Here is an 18,951-nt window from a genome sequence, read left to right on the forward strand (position 1 = left end):
TGATTATTCCGGGCTCCTCAGAGCCACCTGTCCGGACTTTGAGAGCCACCATTCCGGAGAATGAGAGCCACTAATTCCGGAGTTTCGGAGCCACTTTGCGGCTCCTGAACCATAGATTCCTTTATACTGTACAGGCACGCTCCGGCGTGACTACAGATAAAGGAGGGTCACCATTATGACCAAGTATCGTGAGATCCTTCGGCTAAAAAGCCTGGGATTCAGCGACCGGAACATTGCACGAAGCTGCAGTGTTTCACGCAACACGGTCAGGCGCGTGATCGACAGGGCTGATGAACTAAGCATCTCATGGCCTCTCGATTTCGGCATGACCGACGGCGCACTTGGGGAACTTCTGTTCCCGAGTGAGAAATCGGCAACAGACAGACGTCTGCCCGATTACAGTTACATCCGCAAGGAACTTTTGCGGAACGGTGTTACCAAAAAGCTTCTGTGGATCGAATACTGCGAGGAATGCCGGCAAGCCGGTGAAGAGCCTCTCATGTATTCCCAGTTCTGTGAATACATCCGCAGAGACGAGCAGAAACGCCGTGCAACCATGCACATCCCCCGGAAGCCCGGTGAACAGATCGAAGTCGACTGGGCGGGCGATCCTGCACACATCATCGATCCGGACACCGGTGAGATTACCGACTGCTGGCTATTCGTGGGTGTTCTCACCTATAGTCAGTACACCTACGTCGAAGCTTTTATGAACGAGAGGACCGGGAACTGGATCAGGGCCCATGTTCACATGTTTGAATTCTTCGGCGGCGTGACACCGATGCTTGTGGCCGATAACTGCACGACAGCTGTCGATCACAGAAAGAGCGACTGGTATACACCGGTGCTCAATACGACGTATCACGAAATGGCGGAGCACTATAACATCGCGATCCTGCCGGCCCGCGTGCGCCGTCCCAAGGACAAACCGAACGTAGAGGGCTCCGTGGGCAAGATATCCACATGGATCACAGCCGCCTTACGGAATGAACAGTTCTTCTCCCTGGCTGAGCTGAACTCAGCCATCCGGAAGAAGCTCGACATCTACAATGCCAGACAGTTCCAGAAAAAGGAATGCAGCAGGCTCAGTCTGTTTCTTGGGGAAGAACAGCCATTACTGGCACCTTTGCCTGCCACACCCTTCGAACCGGCTGAGTGGAAAAGAGCCACCGTCCAGTTCAACTATCACATCGCAGTAGACGGTATGTACTACTCCGTGCCTCATCAGTATATCAAGGATAAGGTCGATGTGCGGGTGACAGACACTACTATTGAAGTTTTTTACAATCACGACCGGATCGCTTCCCATCGCCAGCTTCACGGCAGGAGGGGCCAATATTCCACGGTCACTGAGCACATGCCCGATGACCACCAGAAATATCTGGAGTGGAACGGCAGCCGTTTCCGCAGATGGGCGGATCAGATCGGGCCGAACACACGAAAGGTGGTCGATGCGATCCTCACCTCCGGCCGGGTCGAACAGCAGTCGTACAGAAGTTGTATGGGACTGCTGAGACTGGCAGACAAGCATACGCCGCAGCGCCTTGAGAAAGTCTGTGAGCGGGCACTGTCCTACAGCGGGAAACCCAGCTACAAAAGCATCAAAAATCTTCTCACTGTCATGAAGCAGGAACCGGATACCGGCCTTTCTTCAGGAACAGATGCGCAGGCGAAGCCGCGCGGTATAACCAGAGGCGCCAGATACTACGGAGGTAAACGATCATGACAAACGAAAGCACCATTAACAAACTCATTGAAATGCGTCTTACCGCTATGGCTGACGCTTTCCGTATCCAGAAGGATGACCCTTCCATGAAGGAAGTCCCCTTCGATGACCGGCTCGGCATGCTTGTTGATATCGAGTATACCAGCCGGAAAAACAACCGGCTCAAAAGGCTGATCCGCAAAGCGGAGTTCGAACAGCCTGACGCTTCCGTCGCTGCGATAGATTATCACTCCGGTCGGAAGATCAACAAAGCCCTGATCGAGCGCATGGCGAACTGTGAATACATCACAGAGTACCGGAACATCTTCATCACCGGCGCAACCGGAAGCGGAAAGACTTACATGGCCTGCGCCTTCGGCATGGAAGCCTGCAAGCAGTTCTATACGGTCCAGTATGTCCGCCTTCCGGACCTGCTCCTTGACCTGCAGGCAGCCCGGGACAACGGGAACTTTCCCGCCGTACTCAAGAAATACACAAAGCCGGTCCTGCTGATCATCGATGAATGGCTGCTCCTGAAGCTCACCGAGCCGGAGGCCAGGAACTTGTTTGAGCTGATCCATAAACGCAGGAAGAGATCTTCCACGATCTTCTGCTCCCAGTTCCGGGAGGAAGAATGGTATCAGCAGATCTGCGGCGGCGAGAGCACTCTTGCCGATGCGATCATGGATCGTATCTCCTACGATTCCTACAAGATCGACATTGAAAGCGCTGATCCATCCAAAGATATCTCCATGCGAGAAGTCTACGGATTGGATCCTGAAAAAGCAAGGTAACCAATAATCATGCGGGGTGGCTCCGAAAGTCCGGACAGGTGGCTCCGCCACCACCGGACAGGCGGCTCCGCCGCCCCGTAATAATCATCTTCCTTGACCAACTTCACTGCGTAATCGTGTCCAAGATCATCCTTTAACATAAAGTGGAGTGTCTGACAGATACAAGCGGCTTTCACTCGTTTCATTTCGCTTTACCTCCTCTTCGTGACATAAAATAAACGTGTGGATTTCCAACCGGATTTACGCAGTTGAAACGCCACACGTTGTTCTTGTATTTTAACTTGATTTTTATCAAAAATCAAATGGGCATTTTTAAGATTTTAGGATTTTTTCTCAAATGTACTAAAAGCAATTTACACAAAATGATGCCTCTGACATCTATCTCACAGCCACAACTTCCCGACATCTAACTCGGCAACTCAACATAGTGACATCTATCGTGGCAACTCAACTCTCACACTTTTTTAGCTGATTTATCCTTGGATAAGTTACCGAGAAGCATTTTGTCTGTCTGATGCCAAATTTGCGCGATTGCCCGAAAACCGCAGTATACTTAAGCTTTCGCGCCTATTTTCCTTTGACTCTTGACGTCAATACTACGCACTCCAGCAGTCGCCTGCTTGCCGCTCGTTCCTCGCGGGCAGGCTTTGCATGAGACGTACCGCTGCTCTCACTTCACTTCGTTCGCGACAGCAGGGTTACGGCTTCAACATGCGCCGAGCTTAGCGTATAAATATCGCCATTTCCCGCCCGTCAAAAGGAAACGGTCAAGGCAAAAATAGGCGATTAGCCCGGAAACTCCTGATTCAGATCGAGCGTCTTCACCGAGATCTGATTGCCACTCATGTGGTACACATTATCCGGCACCAGATCTTCGTCGGTTTTTGCGTAGAGAAGCATACCGGAGACCTGATGCCCAGTGCCTTTCAACTCTGCTTCCTTGTTCTTCACATATGTGAAAATCTGATACATGTTGCCGGAATGCAATGTCTGTACATCGAAGTTTGTCTGCAGCGTACGCTCATAATACTTGGTGTCGATGATAAGTGTCTGGTTCCCATTCTCACTGGAGCAGGCAATACCAAATGGTACGATTCCACGATCAACAAGATTCTAAGAAACGAAAAGTATATGGGAGACGCCCTTCTTCAGAAAACCGTCACCACAGACTTTCTAGCCAAGAAGCGAGTCAAGAACACGAAGCGATTATTCCTAGACAAACTGGAATTCACATAGTTCCTGCCCTATCCGATAGGCATTTTCCAAATCCTTAGGAAAATCCTTTTCGTGTACTAATTTCTTTTTACTTTCCTCAAAACTTGCCATATTGAACTTCGAATAATCCGATACTTGCAAAGTGTCATAGCAGGGATACAGGATTACCTTACCACCCAGCATTTCCAGTTCTTTGGCATACTCTTCAAATTTTGCTTTATATAGACGCTCGTAGAACTCTTTGGTAGCGTTCATGCTGACGAACAACCCGACGTTTACTTTACCCTTGAAGTAATTGCTGTAATCGTCATAGGACAGCGAACAGAAATGTAGGCGCTCTATCAATTCAAAATATCGACTCGTCGGCCTTCCCAGATAAATCGCTGTACCGATCAGCAGAACGTCCGCGTGAAATATTTTATCAATGATTGGTGATAAGTCATCTTTCCAATAGCAGTGACATCTTTCCACTCCTTTTCGCTTGCAGAGCATGCAGCCTCTGCAGCCGGTAAAAGTCAGATCGTATAAATCAATATACTCAACTTCTGCTCCTGCATCTCTTGCGCCATCTGCTGCTGCTTTGAGTAATTTAGCAGTATTCCCGGCTTTTCTCGGGCTTGCGTTTAATACCATAACCTTCATAGTAAGCCCCCTCCTCCAATTATACGATCGAATATCCTTCCGATGCCAGGACATTTAATGCCCTGTCATAGTTTTCTTCCTTTACAAAGATATAGTCTGTATTATACGTGGAAACTGCGAAGATGCCTATTTTATGATCCGCAAGAATGCCTGACAGCTTTGACAGAATTCCAATCAAAGAAAAATTCAGCGTTCCCTGAATACGAAAACCTTTCCATCCATCATCCCGCTCAACAGTCTCAATCGGAGTATCTTCCGTTTTACAAACTAAGGAAATCTCTTCATCTGTTTTGCCAATAAAATAGAATTCAGACGTCATGTCTATGTCTGATACATTCTTTACCTTACAAACAGTCAGATTGTGCGCTATCTTTTTCAATTCCATATAACCTAATCTCCAAATAAATTCTGAGTTGTTCCCCCAACATCCATCCCCTACCCTACATCTAATCACGAGTCGCAACCTGCCCGATTATTTAATCGCGACACACAACCCTGTAAAAAACGTCCTGGATAACTTCCCTATGTGCTGTTTTTCATCCAGATTTCAAGTACGCTGAAATTTTCCATGATTCCCGGAACCCGCTGATTTCAGCGGGTTCCGGCCTCGTCTTATTTTTTTCTTCGACATCAATACTGCCGTCTCCACGTGCCCCGAGACACCATTATGAATGTCAACAGTACAAGCGAATTAACCAACCAGAGCGCCTCCAACCGAAGAGATCTACTGTGTTTCCTTAGCAGAACGCTTCTACAAGCTGGAATCTGTCATTCTGTATAAATGTTGGACTTATGCTTTAGCAACATTTTTGCAAACTTTGATTTATACAGCTCAGATATTGTCTTTTGATCTTTCATAAACACTGCAGCTGTAATGCCGGGTATTGTGTGATTGCAGGTTGATTGTTATTAGAAACTGTTCTCTCTCAGCCAGGAAACTGCTTTTTCTACCATTTCGGTAATATCCTTACCGTTCGCAGTAATTACTTTCTGTTTATCAAGTCCGTTTCGGAAATCGATGTGTTCGGCTTCGGCAAAGGAGTTTTTCAGATAGTTGTTATCATCCGAAAACCCAGGATCCGGCTGGATCTGACAGATGCTGTAAGCCTGTAGGATCGCGGAGACCGGTACACCATGATAGAGAAGCCCTTTGTATCCTTCGATCTCGCTCTGCGGGATCGGGGCGCTTTCCCGGTAGATCTTCATTGCTTCCGTCAAAGCTCTGTTTTCTTCTTCGTTTAAAGGCTGAGCTTCATCAGAAGTTTTGATATTGTCTTTGACCTGTTCCAAAGTGCTCATGCCGGAAAGTACGGCGATAACATCCTCCTTTTCCATACAGAAGCGTACGGACCAGGAAGCGATTGACCAATCCGGATGGACGGTCTTCAATACTGCTTCGGCTTCTTCAGGCAGTTTTGCCAAACCACCGCCCTTGACGGCTTCCATGATGACCACTTTGCGTCCATGTTTTCTGATGACTTCATAACAGGCTTCAGCCTGGACAAGTTCTGAATCCCAGTCGATTGGATTTAGGGCAATCTGCACAAATTCGATCTCTGGATGTTCGTTTAAGACCCGATCAAGCAGTTTTGCCGATGAATGGAAGGAAATGCCCAGATGTCTGATTTTTCCTGTTTCTTTCCATTTTTTAGCATGATCAAACAGATGAGTTGACTTGGCAACACCTCCGTTTCCGTCATATCCGTCATAGTTGACAGTCTGGATATTGTGCAGGAGATAATAGTCGATAAAATCGACACCGAGATCTTTAAGCTGACTTTCGAAGACTTCTTCGATCTTTTCTTCCGGAACCTCGTTGAAAGTCGGGAACTTTGTTGCGACAAGGAAACTGTTTCGCGGGTGACGCTCCACCAGGGACTTTCTTACAGCTTCCTGACTCTTGCCATTGTGGTAGACATAGCTGGTGTCAAAGTAGGTATAGCCCGCTTTCAAGAAGGTATCCACCATGGTATTGAGTTGTTCATAATCAAAATCAGTGGGACCGGTCTTGACCGGCAAACGCATCATTCCAAAACCCAAATTCTTCATCTTTATGATCTCCTTTCAATTGTGTTCCAAGTTATATTTTATCAGAAGAGATTTACATCTCTATCCAATTCGTAGCAAACCGCAACAAATTAGTCATCAATCGTCATTCATTTTGCAAAAAACAAACCAGTAATCAGTATTTGTCAATTCATAGAATTTCTTGATTATATCCATTCTGCTTGTCTCCTGCGAATCCCGATTTAGTCACGAATGCTCCAAAGATAAAAATCAATTCTTTTCACATCGCTCATCCATACATATCCTGGTAACGTCCTGTCAAACTCAGCAATTCAATCCTTACCGTTCTCAGTTTGGAGAAAGTCCGCATACCAACTACGCATCTGGTCATAAAGATCAATTGCACATTTCAGCTGATCCACCTTGGTTTTTCCTTTCATGTCTTGTCGAAAAAGGGAGCCGGCTGATTACAGTACTGGCAAATACCTTTCGCTCGTTTTCTGGTCTCCTTAACAACCTCAGCGCTCCTGGCAAACACACTCGAAGTAACACTGCGTCGGCCACCGTTACCCGAAATGACGCCTTGTATGTAATCTTCAGTTGTTTGCTCAATTTGGATGTTCTGCTCAGCATCGGGATTCCAATCTGTGAATCTGTCCTCCTGAACAACCCACACAAAAGAATGTGCATCGATCAATCTTGGCGTCCCTTCCATAGGAAGCATATCTTCCATGACGACTCGAATTTCCTTGATAATGTTGATGAATCCGTGGTAGTTCTCCCAGCTGCAGCGATATGAAGTAGTGTAATCAATCCCCAAAGCAGCGAAACCTTTATCAAAGTGACCAGGTCTGTTAGGAAGAAAACGAGTATCGTCCTTAACGAAGAATAAAAACGCGATGGTATCGTACGTTGCACCGAACGTTTTTACAGCACTTGCGAACGCTAATGACTCATCATATGACGAATTACGATAAATGTCGTATAGGACCTTTTCCGCTTCCTGACGGTATTTAGGATTTTGAGGATCAAGACGATTCTTGAAATCTACCTGCTGATTGGGGTCAACAAGATTTCCAGCCTTACCCATCGCCCTCTTTGCGCATTCAGCAATCTTGCCGGTTCCAATCCACGACTCCTTCCAGTCAGCAAATTTCAGCTCTTTACGGGCATCTTCAGCTATCCTGGATTTATCTTCCGAGGAACCCTGCACTATTGCGAAAACTAATGAATCCGGGCTGGCCATCCATGTACTGCACAAAAGATATAAACCTGGCTAATTGCTCTACCAGTTTTGATGTATCCGTAATCATCGGCCATCACTCCTCTTTCGGCACCGGGATGTAAACCATCTTGAGCGGGATCATCTTCCGATACTTCTCGCTCAGATCCTCATAATATTTCAAAATCAGATCAACCAGCTCTGTACCGTTGATACCTCGAATGATCGGAGTGCTATCAAGATACTTCTGTGCGTTCTTCGTATAATTGGACAGCGTGACAAACAAGCCGTAGTCGCCTTCACGCATCGCGCCTTTCAATGACTGGATCGTCGTCTCCTTGATGTCGCTGTCCTGGCTTTTCACCTGTACCAGGATACGAGGAGGAAGTTCATCCTTGTAAGCCGTGATGTCAATGCCACTATCGCCTCCCTGGGGAGACACCGTGGTCCGGTAACCCATCGCACGAAGCAAATCTGCTACAAACTGCTCCAGGTCATAGCCCTTCAACTGACGACTCAGTTCCTTCAGGATAAAGTCTTTTGTGCTCTCAATGATATCGTCGGCTGTTGCGCCTACGGTCTCGTCCTCATCAGCTGCTGCCGATGTTTTTTTGAATCCCTTGTCCAGCGCTGCCATAAATTCATCGGCATAGTTCTTTACCATGAAGAATGACATCGCAGATCCGATTTCATACAGAGCCCCCTGTGAGAAGGACATACGCGGCAGGTGTTTCAGCCACTTCACCTTCCTGGTCTGGACATACTCCATCTGAGACGGATCATACACATAATCACCTTCCACCGTGCCGATATTAACTTCACGATTGCTCTTGGAAGGGAAGACGACATAGTCGCCGACCTGGACTTCATAACAGAAGCGATAAAGCATACCCGCCGCCGTAGCAATGCTGCCTTTCTTGGCGTCTGGATAAGCCTGAATGTACTTGTCCTTAAAGGCATCCCGGTTTGCATCGATCAGACTGAGATCGCCCATTTCATGCCAGCCAATAGCGATCACATTACCTTTAAGGAACAGATTATCATCCTGAGTATGAATTCCCCAGATTTTCTTTTCTTCGTTTGCCATACTCATATCCCTCTTTTCTACTGTTCTTTTTTGACATAGGTAAGCTGGACGTCATATCCGAGCTGTTCCATCATCTTTATAAATGTATTGTTCACGATCTTCTCCGGCTTCTTAATCAGCCGGTTCACATAGGACGGAGAGGTTCCGGTCTTCTCGGCCAGTTCCGCCTGCGTGATCTGCTCTTCCATGCATTTTACTTTGACATCTATTTCAATGTTATTCTTAAGCATACCTTACCGCCTTACAAACTGTTCAATCTAGTTTAACTATCTGTTCAATTTATTGTATCATAAAACGGTTCAGATTTCATCTTCTAAATCAAAAAAGACAGCCAGAGCTTGTCCGACTGCCGTAAATGGTAATTTCTTATGCGTCAACTTCGATCTCCAGGCCGGATTTAAACTCGATCACCAGCATCTCATCATAAACCGTGATTCTTTCAATGAGCCTTCTGACCAGGGCATCCGAATACTCCGTGACCGCCTGGGTCTGCTCATCCAGAAAGGTGGCGAGATCCTCGATGCGGTCCTTCACGTCCTTTCGCATTGCTGCCTGCGTCAAGATCTGCTGCCGTTCTTCTCGCAGCTGCATGATCGCATCTCCAATCTCATCGATCTTTTCCTGGTCCCTGCCGGCATCAAGGAGCTCCGCCTGCTTCTGCTTTACGGCAGCATCGACCTTGGCGATCTTCTGATCCGTATCTTCTTCCAGGACCGATCGGATGTTTTCCCGCAGTTCGGGAAGAATCGATTCCTTCCTGGACCAGGCATCGTTTACTGCGGTAACTACCGCTGCCTGCAGGACTTCCGCTTTGATCGTTCTGGCCGGGCAGACAATGCCGCTGCTTTTCTTTAGGACCCGGCTTACGCAGCGCCAGACCGTCGGTTATTCCGCTTTATCCTGCGAAAAATATCACCGCAGTGTCCGCAGAGCACGATGCTGGATAAAGCATACCGGGAGCTGTAAATCCTTTTCTTTCCATCGGCCAGGACATTGGCTCGTCTGGCAATCTCAGCCTGCACCCGCAGGAATACATCTTTGTCAATGATCGCTTCATGACTGCCCTCCACATAGTACTTGGTAGCGATGCCGTTGTTGGCCACTCGTTTCTTCTCCAGGGTATTCAACGTATATGTCTTTTGCAGGAGCGCATCCCCGATGTACTTCTCATTGGTAAGAATCTATTTGATGTTGCTCTCGTGCCACTTTTTATGGCCGGCTCCGTTTAATACCCCGTCTGCCTCAAGGCCTCTGCAGATCTCGACCAGGCTTGCACCCTCAAAGTACTCCCGGAAGATCCTTTTGACCACGGCCGCTTCCTCCGGCACGATGACCGCCTGCCCGTCTTCTCCCCTGGTGTAGCCCATGAACTTCCCGAAGTTCACTTGCATCTTCCCCTGCTGAAAACGGTACTGGATCCCGAGTCGGATGTTCTGCGACATGGACTGGGATTCCTGCTGCGCCAGGGCCGCCACCCTTTTGATTTCGCCTTTTGCACACGCGAAGGGCCGGCACCGTACCCGGCCTGGCACCCCTGGAGATCCACCTCCCCCCTGGGGTTCTATATGAAAAATCTCACCGATTGATGAATGGTTCATCATTTCCTGAGATTTTTTGCTTTCATTATCAATTAGGTAATTATAGGAGTTGGCACGAAAATGCCAACAAAATCGATTTTTAGTTATTTGAGATGGATCAGCTGAGCGTTCCCCATCAGGCGTTTGCGCTTCGTCTCTACCAGGTGCCTGTCCGCACCCATGTCTTTCCACCCGAAAAGTTTCCTGTTGGTCACGATGACCAGACTGTGTGTTTCAGAAAGAAATGTAATTGCTTTATAGAATGTCGTAAGTTCTTCGTCAGACGGCGCAAGATAGAACACGTCATCGATGATGAGCATTTCACTTTTCAGGATCTTCTTCCACCGCGGGCTTTGGTTCCGGATCGCAAGAAGCAGATCCTCCTACGAGATGTACTGGACCTTTGCCCTCTTCAACAGAGCATACCTGCCGATCTCTGATGCCAGGGATGTTTTCCCAGTCGCGCAGTCTCCGACGATCACGAAGTTCTCCATTATGTTTCTGAAATCGATCTGCTCGATCCTCTGCAGCTGCCACTGCAAGCCTTTGGTGATAGTGGTGTCAAGGAGCTGTAGGACTTCATCGCCGGACAGGAAACCGACATTACAGAGTTCGACGAAGCTCTGGTAAAAAAGTTCATCGAGAAGATCACCGTCTTCGCAGACCACTTCACAGTGGAATTCAAGTCCGGCATCACAATCGACATTGAGGCATAAAAAAACTCCTCGCCACCGAATTTAATCAGTAGTGAGGAGCCTTGGTCTGTCTTATTCTTCTTTTGTCAGCACTTTCTTCTGCCAGCTGCGTTTTCCGCATTTAGGGCATTTCATGTATCTCGTCCGCCCCATGTGCATAGCAAGATTTGTCTGCCAGTATGTAGGAACATATCTGTGATGGCAATTCTGGCATTCATAGTATCCGGCCTTTTGCTCAATTCCCACAGCGATAAAAGCGACCGTAAATATCATCACGAGAGCGAATACGATTAGTACAATTCTCAGCCAGACTGGCATCTCTATAAATGACGCCACAAACACCATGACCAGTCCAGCAATGACGGCAGGAAACGCAATCCAGTATTCCGTCCTGAGCATTTGCCGGTTCTTTTCTTCGACCTCTCGCCTCATCGCCAGCAGGTTTTCTTCTGCCCGTTTGTCATATGCTTCTGCCATAATTCTTTCGCCCGACAGGAGTTCATTGACGTTAATTTTCAGAAGTTCACAAAGATCCAGCATAATCCCGGAATCCGGCATAGACTTTCCGGTCTCCCATTTTGATATCGCCCGGTCACTGATTCCGAGCTTCTCGGCAAGGACTGCCTGAGTCATGCCCTGTTCCTTCCTGCAGGATGCTATGAATTTTCCAATTTTAATTTGATCCATATCGGGCACCTTCTTTCATGGCTCAAGCATAGCCGGTATCATCGTATTATTACACGAACCATAAGTTGATTTCCTGCAACTCTACCGCTGGTTGAGTCCGGTAAAATGCGCTCCCCGTTGCCGATGATGACAGTGCTGGAGCCCTTTTCCTGTCCTAAAGTGCATCCTTTGGGCAATTTCTAACACATTCCATGCATAGAATACATTCTGTTCCATTTTTTCGTTTTCGAGAATTATCTGTCACGTCAACATTCATAGGACATACTCGTTTGCATTTTCCGCACGAGATGCATTTGTCTTTGTCACATTTTATCCTGAGAACCGAAAAGTAACTCATTGGCTTCAAAAATACAGTGATGGGACATATATATTTACAAAATGCTCGGTTATCCTTGAACGCAAATGCGAGTGCAATGCCCACAGCATAATAAGCGAGATTGCCGACAATAAATGCCCAGAACATAATCCGTTCGATATTGCCAACCTTAGCAAGGAACAATGAGGCAACAAATACCAGTGAAAACGTAAATGTAATGTATCTGATCCATCCGAGATTCCTTCTTGGTTGTGATGGAGACTTGTAAGGAAGAAAATCCAAGACCATAGCTGTCCAGCAGGCATATCCACACCAGCCTCTACCGAATAATATTGGCCCGAAAATCTTTGCAACGGCGTAATGAATAGTGGCAGCCTCAAAAACTCCGGTGAATAAGTAATACCAGAATCCCTCGATCTGCATATTCTCATTGCAGATAATCCCCAGATATATCAGCATATATAAACCAACAAGCAACTGAACGATACGTCTTGCGTGCTTATATTTTTTTATAAACAGAAAAATCCCCAAAGATATAGAAAGCCCGATGTAGCTGAAATTGAAGAGGTAAAAAATATTATCCTTTGTAAGCCATAATGTAATTGCAACAGCTTCAAAGATTATGAGCATAAAAAGCGGTGCCAAATATTTCTTCAATCTATCACCTCCATTCGACTTTCCCTGACATCTATCTCACAGCCACAACTTCCCAACATCTAACTCGGCAACTCAACTTATTGACATCTGCTGTCTGGGAATTGGTCAAAGTAGGACAATGCTGCTCGGAAATTGATCGGAAATATGATGTTGCTCCGTTACCTTCAATAATATCAGCAACATTGCAAAACACATTGCACTGGAATTTGCGAAATCCACATATTTTAAGAAGGAGCCTTCGCTTATGCGAAAGCTCCTTCTCTGCATACCCTACTTTTTCAGCTTTAAGCCATCTCGGAATGCTTCACCCACACGATCGGTGACTTCATAATAGCCGTGGGTGTAGGGGTCAAATGCGATGGCGTTGACCTTGGACATATCAATTTTTCCATCCACCATAACGCTTTCATCGGCAGTGACATTGACCACCTTGCCGATGACACCGCATCCGTATTCATTGTTTTGATACTCGATGAACCTGCACTCCAGGCAAATCGGGAACTCGTTGATGACCGGTGCGTCCACGCTTTCGGCTTTGCTTGCGGTCAGACCGCTGCGGGCAAATTTGTCGGCGACCTTGTTGCCGGACTCTACGCCGAAATAATCCGATTCGACGATGTGCGCGGCATCAGCAATGCTGACGGTAAACGCACCCCGCGCCTTGATGTTCTGCACGGTCTTGTGGGTTTCGGTGAGATTCAGAGCAACGGTGTCCCGCTCCTGCATCGTTCCCCAAGCAGCATTCATAACATTCACGCTGCCGTCCTCGTTATAAGTCGCAACCATCAGAACCGGCATCGGGAAAATGCCTTCGGTGATTTTCAGTTTTGTTCTCATGATAACTTCTCCTTGTGATCAGGTTGACGGAACTGTTCATCCTGCTTATGATTATAACCGAGCAAAACAGAAATTCAAGTACTACGCTGTCTCTGATCTCCGGCAAACACAAGATGGTCATTCTCTACTGCCTGATGTAGTTTGAAACCGTGCGGTTCAATGAGCTGAAACGGTATCTGAAAACCATTTCCGACAAGACTCTCAGCACTAATCTCAAGGAGCTGGAGTAGATAAACCTGACGCAATGAAGCACAGAGAGCGCTACGGACCCCCTATTTTCTTTTTTCCTTGCGATAGTGTCAAGCAACTTCGTCGACTGGTTCTTGACAGGAATGATATTGCCGTTACGGCCCAACTGAGCGTCGGTCGTTCATCCGGTACCATTTTTAACTCGGTGCGCCTACAGATCACCATTAACGAATAAAAAAGCAGGCGCCCCATCTGGAGTGCCTGCTGAGTAGTTATCTGCTCATCAATTTTTGTATAACTTTTTCCCAGAGAACCAACCTGCTCATTGTCGCTATACATAGACATACTTCATGTATTCTTTCTCATCATCAATCGCCGATTTGACGGTAATTTCTGTTTCTCTACATCCTACAAGGCAAGATAAAACTTAATATACACAGACTAAATAACAGTACTCTTTTCAAACTCATAATTTCTTTCCAAGTTCATATGCTTTTTTCATCACATCAACATGGCTTGCAGCTATATTTGCAGCATCAATTCCACCGCCTCCGACCATGCCTTTCAAGGAAGCCTTTTCAAAACAGTCTACCCAGCCTTGCAGACCATTGTAGGCTTTTTCAAACGCACTTTCATCATTCTCAGCAGCAGTTGCAATCATATAAATATCTCTGAATGAATAATCTGTCGAATATAAAGGATTCAATCTATCAAGAAGTGTTTTCATCTGGCCACACATCTCATAGTAATAAATCGGTGTTGCATAGACAATGACCTCCGCATCCTTTACTTTTGCCATAATATCTGCAACATCATCCTTCAGTACACACATCCCATTTCTCTGACAGGATAGACAACCGATACAATATTTTATATCTTTTCCTTTCAAAGAAAGAAGTTCCACATCATGCCCGGCTTCTTTTGCTCCCTTTGCACACTCATTTGCAAGTATATCAGAATTGCTGCCTCCTCGAAGACTTGTCGATATGATCAATACTTTTTTTGCCATGATTAAATTTCTCCCTTTTCAGTGTCTATTTTAACCTTCCGTATTACTTTCGCAGGCACTCCTGCCGCAATCATATTGGCCGGAACATCTTTTGTTACAACTGCTCCGGCTGCAATGATCGAACCTTCACCAATCGTAACCCCCGGAAGAACCGTTACATTTGCTCCAATCCATACATTTTTTTCAATGTGAATCGGTTGAAATATCATACCAGCTCTTTTCTCAGGATCTTCCATATGATTGATCGTTGCCAGTACTGTATTATGTCCGATCAGAGCTCCATCCTCTATATAAATACCACCCTGATCCTGAAACTTACATCCTGCATTAATAAAAACATTTTTACCCATATGGATATTTCGCCCACAATCCGTATAAAACGGAGGAAACATTCCAAAACTCTCATCTATTTTCTGCCCGGTAAGTTCTGACATAAGCTGTACAATTTCTTCTTTTGTATGATATTTGTTATTCAGTTCCATCGTTATCTTCAATGCCCTTTGAGACAATTCATGCATAACCAGATGCTCTTCACTTCCACCATTTACAGTATATCCGGGCTTCATATTACTCAAATACTCTTCACATGTCATAATTAACCAACCCCGTTTTCTTCAAAAAATTTCTGGATTTTATCAAATGGGATCACATCCAGGTTATCGTAAAGATCTGTATGGACAGCTCCTGGAATTGTTAGAAGCTCTTTATTGGATGTGTACTTGCTGTTCTTAATCATATTTTCATAAGCATCTTTTCCAAAATAATAGCTGTGTGCTTTTTCTCCGTGAACGATAAGGACTGCACTTCTGATTTCATTACTGTACTTTAATATTGGCTGATTCATAAATGACATGCATCCAATACTGTTCCAGCCATCATTGGAATTGAGGCTCCTTTTATGATAACATCTGCCTTTATAATACTCAGAGTATTCAGCAACTGTTTCTTTGCATAACGTGCTTGCTCGCTATCTTCAGAATCAAAGTATCCATTTGCATTGACCCTTGTCATATCATACATAGTAGAAGCAACGGTCACCTTTATTCTTGTATCCAGCGCAGCTGCGTTAAGAGCCATCCCTCCCCAGCCACAGATTCCAATGATTCTTATTTTATCTGGATCCACATCTTCTCGAACAGAAAGGAAATCAACAGCAGCCATGAAATCTTCTGTATTAATATCCGGAGAAGCCATGAATCTTGGATTTCCTCCACTTTCCCCCGTAAAAGAAGGATCAAATGCAATGGTAAGATATCCTTTTTCAGCCATCGTCTGCGCATATAATCCGGAACACTGTTCTTTGACTGCGCCAAATGGTCGCTTACGGCAATCGCAGGATATTTCCCAGATGTATTTTTCGGCTTATACAGATCTGCAGCAAGTGTGATCCCATAACGATTTACAAATGTTACTTTCTGATGATCTACTTTTTCACTCTGTGGAAAAGTTTTATCCCATTCAGATACCAGCTTTAATTATTCTGTATTTAACATATATATCATCCTTCCATATGCAAAATTTCTTGTAAATACACTAACAATAGCATATGATCTAAACATCATATACCCTAAAGTTAACTTTAGGTCAAGCACATTTTGAAAGAAGGTTTATTATGTATACAATCGGTCAGGTCTCTGCAATGTTTGGTCTTCCTGTTTCTACCTTAAGATATTATGACAAGGAAGGCTTTTTCCCTAATCTGGAACGTAAGGGAAACATCCGTTATTTCAGCGATAATGAATTAGAAGCGCTTCGTATTATTGAATGTCTAAAAAAATCAGGGCTTGAGATCAAAGATATAAAGCAATTTTTTGTCTGGGTATCTGAAGGCAGCTCTAGCTATGAAAAAAGGAAAGAATTATTTGAAGCCAGAAAATCAGCTGTTGAAACTGAAATCCAGAAACTTCAAAAAATTCTCTCCCTCTTAAAATTCAAATGCTGGTATTACGAAACGGCAATGAAAGATGGTAACGAAAATGCTATAAATGCCATGTTACCTGACAAACTTCCAAAAAATATACAGAAACTATATGACAACGGGCATGAATGATTTTTGCTTTCTTCATCAAACTGGAATTTTCGAGTGTATTACAAAAGATGAAAACGGAAACCTTGTCATTGATCCTAAGCAGGCCGAGGTGGTGCGTCGGATCTACCGGGAGTATCTCGAAGGCTACTCCATGAAAAGCATCGCGCTGCATCTGGAGTGCCTGCTCTGTTTTTTTATAGACAAACTGGATTTTGCTAAATCCGATAGATCATATCTCCTGTATTCCATATACGCATAATTCCAAAGATCGGGTCATTCTCCCCTTGCCATATCCAGCCCTGGAATATTGTGTCATATCCAGAGTATCCTTCCGTAACGATTTCAAAGACTGCATCCGGATATTTTGCGTTAAACTCAGCAAGAGATATTGATTCTCCGGTGAAGGATTTCTCTCCATCATATCCATACGGTCTGTTAAACAGCATGATGTCGCACTCTTCTATATCAGCCTTTGTAAACTCAATGATTCCCTGATACGATTTTTCTTCATCGCCAGCATATTGAAATATCCGATCTAACCTCAAAGTTAGTGTTTTTTCATTAATTATAATCTGCATTATCCGACTATCATGTAAGCTGAAGGGAATATTACTTTCCCTGTCTCTGATATAATCCATGTACCTCTCCATAAATTCTGAGTTGTTTCCCCAACATCCATCCCCTACCCTATATCTAATCACGAGCCGCAACCTGCCCGATTATTTAATCGCGACACACAACCCTGTAAAAAGCGCCTTGGATAACTTCCCTATGTGCTGTTTTTCAGCCAGATTTCAGAGACACAGAAATTTCCCACGATTCCCGAAACCCGATGATTTCAGCAGATTCCGGCCTCGTCTAATTTTTTCTTTGACATCAATACTACCGTCTCAACATGCAACGAGACAGTGAGGAACATAATCACGTAGGTTCTTGCTGTCTGGGAATTGCTCAAAGCGGGGACATGCTGTTCGGAAATTGGTCGAAAATATGATGTTGCTCCATTACCTTAAATCATATCAGCATCATTGCAAAACACATTGAACTGGAAATTGTAAGTTTCTTTACTATCATATCTTTAAAATTTGTTTTGCTTTCGCATTAACAAATTGGATAATTGGGCCTGAAATGATAACTGTAATAAGCGTGCATACACCAAACTTTCCGCCAAGCAAAACACCTGTAACAACAACCAAAATATCCAATGCCATTCGGACAAATTTAATCTGCCAGTGATTTTTTTCTGCTAAAGCAAAAGTGACTGCCTCATAGGAGCCTCTACCAAGGGATGCCGACGCATATAGTCCTGTTCCGACAGCAAACAAAAACACTCCTAACAACATAATTAAAAAATTGATCCACTTATAGGTACTGTAAATATGGCAGTTAGCAAACAAATCTACACAGGTACTGTATACAATTTGGTACAACACAGTTCCTATATGAATCTGACTTTTATCGTAAATGAGCGCAAACAAAATCATTCCCAATGCTACAACAAAAGATGCTGCGCCAATGCTTATGTGAAATGTTCTTGCAAGACCCTGCCATAGCACCGCAAGCGTAGCTCCGCCAAATCCAGCATACAGTGCAAGTGTAATTCCATAAGCCGCAATTATAGAACCTATTACAAGGATTGCCAATTTCTTTAGTGTTTTTTTATTGTTATTTTTCATTGACTTTGAATTCAAGTACTTCCGGACGGGCATAATGTCCGATTGCAATATGCTGAACTTTCATGCTAATAATTCACTCCACGTATCATTTTCTTTGGGTTTAAAGCATCTGAAATCTATATCACTGTGTATCCGGCATTTATTAATACAGCTAATGATTTTTCAAAATCTGCATCTTTCACTAAAATATAATCTGTGTTGAATGTAGATACCGCAAAAATCCCAATTTTATTATCTGCAAGTATTCCAGACAACTTTGAAAGAGTCAAGTCCTGATTTGTGTGTAAATTGCCTTTAGGCATCTTTGGATGCAGGGGATGCCCTGCATCCACTACCTGACCGCCGGCGCACCGGAGCGGGTCTGTCAAGGATGCAGAATGCACCTCGAAGAGGTTTCCTTGACAGAACTGCGACGATGTGCCAGCCAAAAGTCATGCCGCCAGAAGCGCGATCTGTTCTTCTGCTATTCTGACGAGCTTCTCCTTCGTGCCCGCCTCCTGCATCTTCCGGTAGTACTTCTGGCTGAAGATCGATTTTCGGGACTGCCTGATGCTGTTCTGCTCGATCAGTACCGCACCCATCAGGCGGATCAGAGAACCCGTATTCG

General features: G+C 45.0%; 23 protein-coding genes and 3 pseudogenes. 6 read left to right on the forward strand and 20 right to left on the reverse strand.

The annotated features are described in order from the left end of the window. The first annotated feature begins 175 nt into the window (after positions 1 to 175). Both istA and istB read left to right on the forward strand, forming a co-directional pair. Positions 176 to 1,726 carry an IS21 family transposase gene (istA, locus tag BLQ24_RS09060; RefSeq protein ID WP_090164603.1) on the forward strand — a complete coding sequence of 517 codons (1,551 nt, stop codon included), beginning with the start codon at positions 176 to 178 and terminating at the stop codon, positions 1,724 to 1,726. Continuing rightward, positions 1,723 to 2,499, forward strand: a complete 777-nt coding sequence (gene istB / locus BLQ24_RS09065) for an IS21-like element helper ATPase IstB (RefSeq protein WP_090164604.1) — start codon at positions 1,723 to 1,725, stop codon at positions 2,497 to 2,499. Before istA ends, istB begins: the two co-directional genes overlap by 4 nt. A 786-nt stretch (positions 2,500 to 3,285) precedes the next feature. On the opposite strand, the gene BLQ24_RS10505 is transcribed toward istB, so the two are convergent. Further along, a complete protein-coding gene (locus BLQ24_RS10505) occupies positions 3,286 to 3,429 on the reverse strand; it encodes a hypothetical protein (protein WP_336433283.1) in 144 nt (47 codons plus the stop codon). Between the two features lie 51 nt (positions 3,430 to 3,480). On the opposite strand from BLQ24_RS10505, the gene BLQ24_RS10570 reads away from it, so the two are divergent. Beyond that, positions 3,481 to 3,735: a recombinase family protein gene (locus BLQ24_RS10570; protein ID WP_090164638.1), complete on the forward strand. Its 255-nt coding sequence runs from the start codon at positions 3,481 to 3,483 to the stop codon at positions 3,733 to 3,735. On the opposite strand, the gene BLQ24_RS09085 is transcribed toward BLQ24_RS10570, so the two are convergent. From BLQ24_RS09085 to BLQ24_RS09150, 13 genes and pseudogenes are all read right to left on the reverse strand, one after another. Beyond that, positions 3,712 to 4,356, reverse strand: a complete 645-nt coding sequence (locus BLQ24_RS09085) for a flavodoxin family protein (protein WP_090164639.1) — start codon at positions 4,354 to 4,356, stop codon at positions 3,712 to 3,714. The genes BLQ24_RS10570 and BLQ24_RS09085 overlap by 24 nt on opposite strands. 19 nt (positions 4,357 to 4,375) lie before the next feature. After that, positions 4,376 to 4,741, reverse strand: coding sequence for an ACT domain-containing protein (locus tag BLQ24_RS09090; protein WP_090164640.1), 366 nt, complete (start codon positions 4,739 to 4,741; stop codon positions 4,376 to 4,378). Positions 4,742 to 5,265: 524 nt separating this feature from the next. After that, positions 5,266 to 6,405: an aldo/keto reductase gene (locus BLQ24_RS09095; protein WP_090164641.1), complete on the reverse strand. Its 1,140-nt coding sequence runs from the start codon at positions 6,403 to 6,405 to the stop codon at positions 5,266 to 5,268. A 394-nt stretch (positions 6,406 to 6,799) separates the two neighbouring features. Beyond that, positions 6,800 to 7,609: a hypothetical protein gene (locus BLQ24_RS09100; RefSeq protein ID WP_090164642.1), complete on the reverse strand. Its 810-nt coding sequence runs from the start codon at positions 7,607 to 7,609 to the stop codon at positions 6,800 to 6,802. 73 nt (positions 7,610 to 7,682) lie between these two features. Continuing rightward, a complete protein-coding gene (locus BLQ24_RS09105; protein ID WP_090164656.1) occupies positions 7,683 to 8,672 on the reverse strand; it encodes a restriction endonuclease in 990 nt (329 codons plus the stop codon). Between the two features lie 17 nt (positions 8,673 to 8,689). Further along, positions 8,690 to 8,902 carry a helix-turn-helix domain-containing protein gene (locus BLQ24_RS09110; RefSeq protein WP_090164643.1) on the reverse strand — a complete coding sequence of 71 codons (213 nt, stop codon included), beginning with the start codon at positions 8,900 to 8,902 and terminating at the stop codon, positions 8,690 to 8,692. A 136-nt stretch (positions 8,903 to 9,038) separates the two neighbouring features. Further along, entirely contained in the window at positions 9,039 to 9,263 is a 225-nt protein-coding gene (locus BLQ24_RS09115; RefSeq protein ID WP_090164644.1) for a hypothetical protein, read from the reverse strand. Positions 9,264 to 9,535: 272 nt separating this feature from the next. Then, positions 9,536 to 10,273: pseudogene (locus BLQ24_RS10385) on the reverse strand (recombinase family protein). Positions 10,274 to 10,353: 80 nt separating this feature from the next. Next, a complete protein-coding gene (locus BLQ24_RS09130; protein WP_336433285.1) occupies positions 10,354 to 10,626 on the reverse strand; it encodes an ATP-binding protein in 273 nt (90 codons plus the stop codon). A gap of 6 nt (positions 10,627 to 10,632) precedes the next feature. After that, positions 10,633 to 10,917, reverse strand: a complete 285-nt coding sequence (locus tag BLQ24_RS10175) for an ATP-binding protein (RefSeq protein ID WP_176755916.1) — start codon at positions 10,915 to 10,917, stop codon at positions 10,633 to 10,635. A gap of 99 nt (positions 10,918 to 11,016) precedes the next feature. Further along, positions 11,017 to 11,631 (reverse strand): helix-turn-helix domain-containing protein, encoded by a 615-nt coding sequence (locus tag BLQ24_RS09140; protein ID WP_090164648.1) that lies wholly within the window; start codon positions 11,629 to 11,631, stop codon positions 11,017 to 11,019. A 154-nt stretch (positions 11,632 to 11,785) separates the two neighbouring features. Then, entirely contained in the window at positions 11,786 to 12,604 is an 819-nt protein-coding gene (locus BLQ24_RS09145; protein ID WP_336433284.1) for a 4Fe-4S binding protein, read from the reverse strand. A 270-nt stretch (positions 12,605 to 12,874) separates the two neighbouring features. After that, positions 12,875 to 13,441 (reverse strand): flavin reductase family protein, encoded by a 567-nt coding sequence (locus tag BLQ24_RS09150; protein WP_090164649.1) that lies wholly within the window; start codon positions 13,439 to 13,441, stop codon positions 12,875 to 12,877. 47 nt (positions 13,442 to 13,488) lie between these two features. Between BLQ24_RS09150 and BLQ24_RS10535 the strand changes: the two are divergent. Continuing rightward, a pseudogene (locus tag BLQ24_RS10535) lies at positions 13,489 to 13,668 on the forward strand (winged helix-turn-helix transcriptional regulator); the annotation flags it as partial. A 428-nt stretch (positions 13,669 to 14,096) separates the two neighbouring features. Here the strand turns inward: BLQ24_RS10535 and BLQ24_RS09165 are convergent. The 3 genes and pseudogenes from BLQ24_RS09165 to BLQ24_RS09175 all read right to left on the reverse strand — a co-directional run bounded on the left by BLQ24_RS09165 (position 14,097) and on the right by BLQ24_RS09175 (position 16,108). Then, complete coding sequence (locus BLQ24_RS09165; protein ID WP_055154020.1) at positions 14,097 to 14,639, reverse strand: flavodoxin family protein; 543 nt, start codon at positions 14,637 to 14,639, stop codon at positions 14,097 to 14,099. Positions 14,640 to 14,641: 2 nt separating this feature from the next. Then, a complete protein-coding gene (locus BLQ24_RS09170) occupies positions 14,642 to 15,232 on the reverse strand; it encodes a sugar O-acetyltransferase (RefSeq protein ID WP_090164651.1) in 591 nt (196 codons plus the stop codon). Between the two features lie 2 nt (positions 15,233 to 15,234). Then, positions 15,235 to 16,108 (reverse strand): annotated as a pseudogene (locus BLQ24_RS09175) (alpha/beta hydrolase). A gap of 143 nt (positions 16,109 to 16,251) precedes the next feature. Between BLQ24_RS09175 and BLQ24_RS09180 the strand changes: the two are divergent. Next, a complete protein-coding gene (locus BLQ24_RS09180) occupies positions 16,252 to 16,689 on the forward strand; it encodes a MerR family transcriptional regulator (RefSeq protein ID WP_090164652.1) in 438 nt (145 codons plus the stop codon). After that, complete coding sequence (locus BLQ24_RS10575; RefSeq protein ID WP_090164653.1) at positions 16,682 to 16,927, forward strand: recombinase family protein; 246 nt, start codon at positions 16,682 to 16,684, stop codon at positions 16,925 to 16,927. Before BLQ24_RS09180 ends, BLQ24_RS10575 begins: the two co-directional genes overlap by 8 nt. Here BLQ24_RS10575 and BLQ24_RS09190 read toward each other — a convergent pair. From BLQ24_RS09190 to BLQ24_RS10390, 3 genes are all read right to left on the reverse strand, one after another. After that, on the reverse strand, positions 16,884 to 17,306 hold the full coding sequence (locus tag BLQ24_RS09190; protein ID WP_090164654.1) for a hypothetical protein: 423 nt from the start codon (positions 17,304 to 17,306) through the stop codon (positions 16,884 to 16,886). The two genes, BLQ24_RS10575 and BLQ24_RS09190, sit on opposite strands and share 44 nt — an antisense overlap. 432 nt (positions 17,307 to 17,738) lie before the next feature. Further along, the gene (locus tag BLQ24_RS09195; RefSeq protein WP_090164655.1) at positions 17,739 to 18,344 is read right to left on the reverse strand and encodes a YczE/YyaS/YitT family protein; all 606 of its coding nucleotides are present in this window, start codon (positions 18,342 to 18,344) and stop codon (positions 17,739 to 17,741) included. 116 nt (positions 18,345 to 18,460) lie between these two features. Continuing rightward, positions 18,461 to 18,772, reverse strand: coding sequence for an ACT domain-containing protein (locus BLQ24_RS10390; RefSeq protein ID WP_242869631.1), 312 nt, complete (start codon positions 18,770 to 18,772; stop codon positions 18,461 to 18,463). Positions 18,773 to 18,951 lie beyond the last annotated feature (179 nt).

Origin of the sequence: Eubacterium pyruvativorans (assembly GCF_900102225.1) — a bacterium.
Lineage (GTDB): Bacteria > Bacillota > Clostridia > Peptostreptococcales > Anaerovoracaceae > Aminicella > Aminicella pyruvativorans.

Excerpts from the sequence above, each read along its gene's own strand:
- BLQ24_RS09195 (WP_090164655.1), bottom strand. The coding sequence starts at position 18,344 with ATGAAAAATAACAATAAAAAAACACTAAAGAAATTGGCAATCCTTGTA.
- BLQ24_RS09165 (WP_055154020.1), bottom strand. The coding sequence starts at position 14,639 with ATGGCAAAAAAAGTATTGATCATATCGACAAGTCTTCGAGGAGGCAGC.
- BLQ24_RS09105 (WP_090164656.1), bottom strand. The coding sequence starts at position 8,672 with ATGGCAAACGAAGAAAAGAAAATCTGGGGAATTCATACTCAGGATGAT.
- BLQ24_RS09085 (WP_090164639.1), bottom strand. The coding sequence starts at position 4,356 with ATGAAGGTTATGGTATTAAACGCAAGCCCGAGAAAAGCCGGGAATACT.
- BLQ24_RS10570 (WP_090164638.1), top strand. The coding sequence starts at position 3,481 with ATGCAATGTCTGTACATCGAAGTTTGTCTGCAGCGTACGCTCATAATA.
- BLQ24_RS09170 (WP_090164651.1), bottom strand. The coding sequence starts at position 15,232 with ATGACATGTGAAGAGTATTTGAGTAATATGAAGCCCGGATATACTGTA.
- BLQ24_RS10575 (WP_090164653.1), top strand. The coding sequence starts at position 16,682 with ATGAATGATTTTTGCTTTCTTCATCAAACTGGAATTTTCGAGTGTATT.
- istB (WP_090164604.1), top strand. The coding sequence starts at position 1,723 with ATGACAAACGAAAGCACCATTAACAAACTCATTGAAATGCGTCTTACC.
- BLQ24_RS09140 (WP_090164648.1), bottom strand. The coding sequence starts at position 11,631 with ATGGATCAAATTAAAATTGGAAAATTCATAGCATCCTGCAGGAAGGAA.
- BLQ24_RS09110 (WP_090164643.1), bottom strand. The coding sequence starts at position 8,902 with ATGCTTAAGAATAACATTGAAATAGATGTCAAAGTAAAATGCATGGAA.
- BLQ24_RS09095 (WP_090164641.1), bottom strand. The coding sequence starts at position 6,405 with ATGAAGAATTTGGGTTTTGGAATGATGCGTTTGCCGGTCAAGACCGGT.
- BLQ24_RS09090 (WP_090164640.1), bottom strand. The coding sequence starts at position 4,741 with ATGGAATTGAAAAAGATAGCGCACAATCTGACTGTTTGTAAGGTAAAG.
- BLQ24_RS09190 (WP_090164654.1), bottom strand. The coding sequence starts at position 17,306 with ATGGATTATATCAGAGACAGGGAAAGTAATATTCCCTTCAGCTTACAT.
- BLQ24_RS09100 (WP_090164642.1), bottom strand. The coding sequence starts at position 7,609 with ATGGCCAGCCCGGATTCATTAGTTTTCGCAATAGTGCAGGGTTCCTCG.
- BLQ24_RS09150 (WP_090164649.1), bottom strand. The coding sequence starts at position 13,441 with ATGAGAACAAAACTGAAAATCACCGAAGGCATTTTCCCGATGCCGGTT.
- BLQ24_RS09115 (WP_090164644.1), bottom strand. The coding sequence starts at position 9,263 with ATGCAGCTGCGAGAAGAACGGCAGCAGATCTTGACGCAGGCAGCAATG.
- istA (WP_090164603.1), top strand. The coding sequence starts at position 176 with ATGACCAAGTATCGTGAGATCCTTCGGCTAAAAAGCCTGGGATTCAGC.
- BLQ24_RS09180 (WP_090164652.1), top strand. The coding sequence starts at position 16,252 with ATGTATACAATCGGTCAGGTCTCTGCAATGTTTGGTCTTCCTGTTTCT.